This window comes from Niveispirillum sp. FG156 (assembly GCF_057809555.1).
The window spans coordinates 1-7,961 of the sequence record NZ_JBMDKE010000082.1 but is presented as its reverse complement, the minus strand read 5'-3'; the positions used below and the strand labels follow the sequence as shown (position 1 = coordinate 7,961).

Below are 7,961 nucleotides of genomic sequence, written 5' to 3'. Positions count from 1 at the left end.
GGCTTTAACTTCGCCCCTCGCCCGTTTGGCGGGAGAGGGAGGGGCCCGCCCGCGTCAGCGGGTGGGAGGGTGAGGGAACGGCAGTAGCTTACTTCCGCTCCGCCGCGCTCACGTCACGCGCGGCCCGGAATTCGCTATCCTGGCTCCAGTTGGGCCAGTCGCGGCCATCGGCCAGACGGCGGCCCAGGCTGTAGAGCAGGCCCATATCCAGCTTGGCGCCGTCCATGTTCCAGTCCGGCGACCATTCATCGTCGGGCTGGTGGTACTTGTCCTTGATATAGGCATCGCGCCAAGCCTTGCCCGCCGCCACGCCGCCATTCACCAGATCGATACCGCCGCCGAAGGAGATGGCGGGTACGCCGACCTTGGCCATGGGGAAATGGTCGGAGCGGAAGAAGCCGCCAGCCTCCACGCGCGGATCGGGCGTATAGGTACGGCCCGCCTTCTTGCCTTCCTCGATCAGCATGTCGAGCAGGCCCAGCTTGGCCGTGCCGGAAATGGTGAAATCCTTGGCGGGGCCCGGCCCGATGGTGCCATCCATATTGATGACGCCCACCGTCTTGCCCAGCGGATAGACCGGGTTGCTGGCGTAGTAGGTGGAGCCCAGCAGGCCCTTTTCCTCTGCCGTCACGGCCAGGAACAGGACGGAGCGTTCAGCCGGACCCGCCGCCTTGAAGGCGCGACCCAGCTCCAGCAGGCTGGCGCTGCCCGACGCATTGTCCAGGGCGCCGTTGAAGATTTTGTCGCCATTGGCGTCGGGCTCACCCACGCCGATATGGTCCCAGTGCGCGGAATAGACGACCGTCTCATCCGGATACTTGCTGCCCGTGATCCGGCCCATCACGTTCTTCGACGTGATGACTTCCGTCTTCACCTTGTAATCCGCCGACAGGGTGGCCTTCAGCGGCACCGGCTGGAAGCTGTCCTTGCGCGCGTCCGCCCGCAGCTTTTCGAAATCCAGGCCCGAGGCCTTAAACAAATCCACCGCCACGTCGCGCTGAATCCAGCTTTCGAACGGGGTGTGGGCGGATTTGGGATCGGCGCGCACGATGTCGAACATCGTGTTCGGGTTCGAACTGGCGACCGTGGCCCAGCCATAGGAGGCGGGGGCCGTTTCATGCACGATCAGGACGCCGGCGGCACCCAGACGGGCGGCCTCCTCATACTTGTAGGTCCAGCGGCCATAATAGGTCATGGCCTTGCCGCCGAACTTGCCCTCCGGCCCTTCGAAATCCGGGTCGTTGATCAGGACGACAAGGATCTTGCCCTTGACGTCCTGGCCCTTGAAATCATCCCAGCCGCGTTCCGGGGCCTTGATGCCATAGCCGACGAACAGCAGGGGCGCATCCTTCAGGGTCACGCTGTCCTGGCCCGTCAGGGCGGCGCGCACGGCGATCTCCTTGCCCTGGTTCAGGGCGTGGGCCTTGCCGCCATAGCTCAGCGACAAGTTGGGCTTGCCGACAATGTCGGACATGCGCAGCGGCACATCCTGTGTCCAGCCGCGCTTGCCATCGGTCCCGATGCTGCCGCCAGGTTCCAGCCCCGCCGCCTTCATCTTCTCGATCAGGAAGGCGACGGTCTTCGTCTCGCCCACTGTCGCGGGCGCACGGCCCTGGAAATCATCCGCCGACATGACGCGGATATCATCCGATACGCGCTTCATGTCGAATTGAGGTTCAGCCGCGAAGGCCAGGGTGGAGGTAAGGGCCGCTGTGGCCAGCAGTAGATACTTCATGTCCGGTTGAAGCTCCCTGTTTTGGTATACGATCCATAACAGAGCGGCCAAACCTTACCAAGTGGTTAAGCGGGGGTGCCGAAAATGGATTGTGTCAGGGGGCCAATCCGGGTGCTGGTCTTAGGGCGAGTTCCGCGAGTGATAATTATAATTATGGAAATTATACAGTTTTAATCAGTTCTGCATTTTTCTGGAAAGGCTTTGTATAAAAATATATCATCGTAAAAACACATAATGAGAATTTAATCTGGGAGGAAGAATGACCCCGTGCATAAGGAGGGGGCTGCCTATGGCTGCCCTTTGGTTGGCGCTGGCCCTTCCGGCCCTGGCGGCACCGCCGGGTGGGGAGACGGTGAAGTCCGTGGATCAGTTCCAGGCGGGGCGTGATGCCTTTGCCGATCCGGAGAAGATGCCCGGCGCACCGCTGTACCAGGAGAACTGCGCCGGCTGTCATCAGGGCGGGGTCTATAAGGCGCCGCACCGCACCTGGCTGGAAATGATGACGCCGTCCATGCTGTTCAGCGCCATGAATGATGGCATGATGCAGGCCCAGGCGGCGCATCTGTCGCGCGAACAGCGCCAGCAGATTGCCGAGTATCTGTCGCGGCAGAAGCTGGACAGCGCCGCCGCCGACCCGATGCCGCCGCGCTGCGAGGGGGCTGCTGCCCGCTTTGACATGGACCGCCCGCCGGCGCCCGTTGGCTGGGGCCATGATACCAGCCGGTTTGTGCCGGCGGCCAATGCGGGGCTGACGGCGGCGGATGTGCCGAAGCTGCGCCTGAAATGGGCCTTCGCCTTCCCCAATGCCATGCGCGCCCGGTCACAGCCTGCCATCGGCCTGGGTTCCGTGTTCGTGGGCAGCAAGGATGGCACTGTCTATGCCTTCGACCTGGATACGGGCTGTGTGCGCTGGACCTATCAGGCCAAGGCAGAGGTGCGGACGGCCATCGTGCTGGATAGCTGGACCAAGGGTCAGGCCCCAGCCCGGCCCCTGCTCTATTTCGGGGATGTGCTGGCGCGGGCCTATGCGCTGGATATGGCTACGGGCGCAGAAATCTGGGTCACCAAGGTCGATGACCATTCCAGTGCCACTATCACCGGCAGCCCGGCCCTGCATGCGGGCCGGCTTTATGTGCCCGTCTCCTCGCTGGAGGTGACGGCGCCGGCCGACCCCTCATACCCCTGCTGCAGCTTCCGGGGGGCGGTGGCCGCCCTTGATGCGGCCACGGGCCAGCCCGTCTGGAAAAGCCACACGATCCCGGAGGAGCCGACCGAACAGGGCAGGACCAGCGTCGGCACGCCCATCCTGGGCCCCTCGGGTGCGCCCGTCTGGAACAGCCCCGCCGTGGATGCGGTGCGCGGCCTGCTCTATGTCGGGTCGGGGGAGAATTATGCCAGCCCGGCGGATGGCAACAGCGACGCCCTGATGGCCTTTGACCTGAAGACCGGGCAGCGCCGCTGGCTGCGCCAGACGGTGGCCAATGATGCCTGGAACGTGGCCTGCATGATGGGCGACCATCCCTCCTGTCCCAAGGAGCGGGGGCCGGATTTGGACTATGCCGCCTCCCCCATCCTGGCGGCGCTGCCCGGCGGTGGGCAGATGCTGCTGGGTGGGCAGAAAAGCGGCGTGGTCCATGGCGTGGACCCCGATACCGGCACCCTGCGCTGGAGCACGCGGATCGGGCGCGGCGGGGTGCAGGGCGGTGTGCATTTCGGCATGGCGGCAGAGGGGGCGCGGCTTTACGTGCCCATCTATGACATGGCCAATGCCCGGGACGGCAGCAAGCCGACCGATCCGCCGCGCCCCGGCCTGTATGCCATCGACGGCGCCACCGGCAAACTTCTGTGGAGCCACCCGGCAGAGGATGTCTGCGGCGGGCGGGAATTTTGCGATCCCGGCATTACGGCGGCCATCACGGCCATGCCGGGCGTGGTCTTTGCCGGCCATTCCGACGGCTGGGTCCGCGCCTATGACGGGGCGACCGGCAAGATCGTCTGGCGGTTCGACACGACACAGCCCGTGAAGGCTGTGAACGGGGTGGAGGCGCGTGGCGGATCGATGAGCGGCCCCGGCCCCGCCATCGGCGACGGGCATGTCGTGCTGAATTCCGGCTATGGCCTGTATTTCAAGATGCCGGGCAATGCCCTGCTGGTCTTCGCCCCCGAAAAGGGGCGTTGAGCGGGGGCAGCGGTTTGGTTATGGGTGGGGGGTCGCTGACTGTTGCCGGCCCCCCACCCATGACCGACCAACCCGCCCCCGGATTGCTGGACAAGGCGCTGTCGCTGCTGCCGCTGGTGGCGCGGGCGGGGACCTGTTCGCTGACCCAGGTGGCGGGCGAGCTGGCCCTGCCGCTGTCCACCATCCACCGGCTGGCCCAGGATCTCACAAGGCATGGCTATCTGATCCGGCTGGGCCGGGGGCGGTATCGGCTGGGTCCGGCGCTGCTGTCGCTGTCGGCGGGGCTGCGGCTGGAGGATATGCTGGTCGATGTCGCCCGACCGCTGGTGCAGGACCTGGCCCGCGACTGCCGGGCCTGCGTGCATCTGGGCAGCTTTGACGGGGAGATGGTGACCTACCTGCTGAAGCGTGGCTTCGGGCGGGAGAAGATATTCTCGGCGGAGGGGATGCAGCTGGAGGCCTATTGCTCCGGCATCGGCAAGGTCCTGCTGGCGCATCTGCCGGTGCCCGACCGGGCGCGCTATCTGGCGGGCGGCCCCTTCGTGGCCCTGACCCCGCGCACCATCACCGACCCGGCCCGGCTGGGTGCCGAGCTGGACCGCGTCCAAGCCCAGGGCTGGGCATTGGATGATGAGGAGATTTTGACGGGCCTGCGCTGTGCCGCCGTACCGGTGCGCGATGGGGCGGGCACCGTCATCGCCGCCCTGTCGGCCAGCGCCAGCCTGTCCACCATGCCGATGGAGCGGGTGGCGGACCTGCTGCCCCTGCTGCACCGGACGGCGGACGCCATCCGGCGGCAGCTTTTTGGCACCCCCTAACGCCCCTCGAACCGCACCGGCTGGCGTGCGAAGAAGGCGGCGCGGGCGGTGCTGTGGTCCTTTGTGGCCATCAGCATGGCCTGGCCCGCCTCCTCCGCCCGCAACACATCGTCCAGCCCCTGCGGCCAGGCGGCCAGCGCCGATTTGACGGCGGTGACGGCGCCGGGTGCGGCCTCGGCCAGAAGGGCGGCGCGGGCCAGGGCCGTGGACAGCACCTCCCCTTCCGGGGCCAGGATATCGGCCATCCGTTCGGCCACGGCGTCGGCCCCGCTGATCGTGGGGCAGAGCATCAGGATTTCCCGCACCCGTCCCATGGGTACCCGCTGCGGCAGGGACCAGAGCAGGCCCAGATCGGGCATCAGCCCGACCTTGCCGAAGGCGGCGCAAAAGCGGCTGCCCGGCCCCACCACCACCAGATCGCAGGCCAGCGCGATGGAAAAGCCGGCGCCGAACGCCGCCCCCTCCACCGCCGCAACCACCGGCAGGGGCAGGGACACCAGCCGCCGCACGATCCCCTGACAGGCCCGCATCATGGCGGTGACGCCCAGCGGATCGGCCCCGTCCATGGCGCCCAGGTCGCCGCCGGCACAAAAGGCCCCGCCATCCCCGGTCAGCACCAGGGCACGCACCGACCGGTCGGCGGCCAGCCCGTCCAGCGCCGCCGTCAGATCGGCCACCAGTTCCGGCACCAGGGCATTGCGCTTGGCCGGCAGCATCATCCGCAGGATGGCAACCGCCCCTTCCCGCTCCACCCCAACCAACCCGGCCATCGCACCCTCCCCGTTTCCCATTGCTGTCTGTTGCGGATTATTATACGCATAGTGATATTTGTGTATACTTAAAACCGGATCAGAAAACATGAACAGGGCACCGGCGTGCCCGGAGGGGGCGGGAATGGTGACGCGGGCGGACCTGCTGGCCGATGGCTGGACGATGGAGGAATGGGCTGACTATGCCGGTCTGGTCGGCCCCTTCTGGTGGCGGGGCGAGGGCATGGCCCGCACCTATGGCCTGTTATGCGAGGGCAAGCACCGCAATGAGCGCGGCACCATCCATGGCGGCCTGATCGCCACGCTGGCCGACCACGCCATCGGCCTGATCGTCTGGGACAGCGTGAACCGCCGCCCCTGCGCCACCATCCAGATGAACCTGCACTTTATCGGGGCCTGCCAGACCGGCGACTTCATCGAAGCCAGCGGCGAAATCCTGCGCTCCGGTCGCAGCATCATCTATGCCCGCGGCCTGCTGTCCGTCGCCGGCAAACCCGTGGCCGGGGTGGACGGCGTCTGGAAACTGCTGGACGCCTGAGCCGGCACAACGACCGTCCGCGCAACCAAGTGAAACATAAAATGCAGGTGCGTTGCAGGGGGCGTTCCCCTGAACCCCGCCGCCAGCCACGCTCCGCACGCCCCGTGCAACATATGCGACACAAAATTGAGGGTGTTTCAGAGCGGGCGGTTTGGCTGTTCTGAATGGGTGTGGATACAGGGGTGGTGTTGATGGGGGGAGTATAGCAGGGGGCGGTGGGGTTGTCAGGAGTTAGGGGGGGATGGAAGCTGTCATTTGCGCCTGTCCGTCAAACCTCCGTTTGACGGACAGGGGCGATTGAGGGCCGGTTCGCGCCTGTTGTGGACGCCGGTGGTGGAGACGACAGCCCCAATAGCCGACATAGTCCGAATGGGTCCTTTGGTGACATGAATTGAGTGGCAAGCCTCCATCCGAGGCGTGCTGCATATTAAAATCCGCGTTCCGTATGGCATGCCCCGGATACATGAGCATCCAGGACAAAGCGATCGGAAGGTGCAGAGGCCTCAGTGGCTGGGTGGAGTTTGCGGTCAGCACCCTTGTCCATCTATCGGCTGCTTACGTTGGCGAGCCAACTATCGGCTGCTGATTTTCCATCCTCCAGGAGCGACGAAAAGTTCGCGACATGGGGGTTCATGGTTCCGAATTCGGATACTTCCACCGTGAATGAGACTGCACCGAACCGGCAACCGGCCTCACATTTGTTTCGGTTAATCTCCGGTGGTGGAACGTTCGAAAACCAGCGCGAAACGGATGGTGGGCCGGTCCTGTCCGAACCCTGATCTGGTTCCGAGATCGGCAGCGCGACGGCAACGGGCGCCGCTAGGCCTTCCGGTAGGGTCACCGGCACGGCGAGAAGCAGCTCTTTTGCGATCGGAACCGAGAGTGTTTCGTCATCGATGGTGATAACAGTGTCGACTTGAAGACGCACCTCAATCCTGACATCCGCCGTCGTAGAGCTGGCCGCAGCCCGGTTGATGGACATGGCCAGTGGCACAAACTGCACTGCGTTGGAAAGTGGCTCTGCTCTCAGGCTCCCAACCAAGTCCAAAGCAACTACCTCCCGTTCGTCCTCCCTAACTGTGCGCGTAAGACGTATGCACGTTACGTCCTGATATACAATTTTAACGACCTTTTCCTGGTGACCGGGAAGGGGTTGTACTACTCGTTGGAGATTGAAGTAATCCGCGATGGATACCCGCGCAGCGTAGGTCGCTCGATGCCGCGCTGCGTAATCGTCTAATATTCCCATCACTTGGTTGAATGCGAGGTTCGCTGCCCAGTTGGTCAGTCCCGGCGCGTTGTTTATGCGCATTCCCGAAACGATTATCTCTTCGAATTCGGTCCGACCGTTGTTTGCATTCGGGGCAGTGGAGATGATCTCCTCTTCCCGTGAAAGAATTTGGGAAGCCGCACATCTGCTCACAACACCATGGTCAAGGCCAGCCAGCGCGTTTTCGGCCGTGTGGGAGCGCACAATGCGTACGGTGAAGTTGGACTGCGCCAGGGCGGCGCTGTTGGCGCTGTGCGGTAGCGGCGACCAGTCCGTTTGGCGCAGAAGATAAAACGCGCTGGCGGTCACCAGAAAGGCGACCATCCAAAGGGCAGCGGCAGGAATTCTTTTGACGGTGCGCCAAATGAAGCTGGGCTTTTCCATGGTCCCCCCATTTGTGATTATCATCCACCTGAGACTGCTTATAACTCCTATTAGGAGATTAACATGTATGCATATTTCTCTTAATAGCTATAATAGGAATAGGATATGGGGATCCGTAGTGATAAGTCGCCAGCCACCTATAAGCAGATTCGATCCATGGACTGGGCCCAGCAGAAAGCATCCGACCTTGTCAGCCAGTTCCGCCTAGAGCATGATGAGATTAGGTTTGTTTGTACCCTGCATTTGTAAGATAATTTGAGCATTCGT

The 7,961-nt window shown here is 63.9% G+C and carries 6 protein-coding genes; 3 read left to right on the top strand and 3 right to left on the bottom strand.

Features of this window, described 5'->3' with window-relative positions; genetic code table 11:
* Nucleotides 1-88 precede the first annotated feature (88 nt).
* A complete protein-coding gene (locus ACODSP_RS28040; RefSeq protein ID WP_488968798.1) occupies nucleotides 89-1,735 on the bottom strand; it encodes a M28 family metallopeptidase in 1,647 nt (548 codons plus the stop codon).
* 289 nt (nucleotides 1,736-2,024) lie between these two features.
* Here ACODSP_RS28040 and ACODSP_RS28035 point away from each other — a divergent pair, with 289 nt between their 5' ends.
* On the top strand, nucleotides 2,025-3,914 hold the full coding sequence (locus tag ACODSP_RS28035) for an outer membrane protein assembly factor BamB family protein (RefSeq protein WP_488968797.1): 1,890 nt from the start codon (nucleotides 2,025-2,027) through the stop codon (nucleotides 3,912-3,914).
* A gap of 59 nt (nucleotides 3,915-3,973) precedes the next feature.
* A complete protein-coding gene (locus ACODSP_RS28030) occupies nucleotides 3,974-4,732 on the top strand; it encodes an IclR family transcriptional regulator (RefSeq protein ID WP_488968796.1) in 759 nt (252 codons plus the stop codon).
* On the opposite strand, the gene ACODSP_RS28025 is transcribed toward ACODSP_RS28030, so the two are convergent.
* A complete protein-coding gene (locus ACODSP_RS28025) occupies nucleotides 4,729-5,502 on the bottom strand; it encodes an enoyl-CoA hydratase/isomerase family protein (protein WP_488968795.1) in 774 nt (257 codons plus the stop codon). The two genes, ACODSP_RS28030 and ACODSP_RS28025, sit on opposite strands and share 4 nt — an antisense overlap.
* Before the next feature lie 124 nt (nucleotides 5,503-5,626).
* Here ACODSP_RS28025 and ACODSP_RS28020 point away from each other — a divergent pair, with 124 nt between their 5' ends.
* Entirely contained in the window at nucleotides 5,627-6,040 is a 414-nt protein-coding gene (locus tag ACODSP_RS28020) for a PaaI family thioesterase (protein WP_488968794.1), read from the top strand.
* Between the two features lie 544 nt (nucleotides 6,041-6,584).
* On the opposite strand, the gene ACODSP_RS28015 is transcribed toward ACODSP_RS28020, so the two are convergent.
* Nucleotides 6,585-7,694, bottom strand: a complete 1,110-nt coding sequence (locus ACODSP_RS28015; RefSeq protein WP_488968793.1) for a hypothetical protein — start codon at nucleotides 7,692-7,694, stop codon at nucleotides 6,585-6,587.
* Nucleotides 7,695-7,961 lie beyond the last annotated feature (267 nt).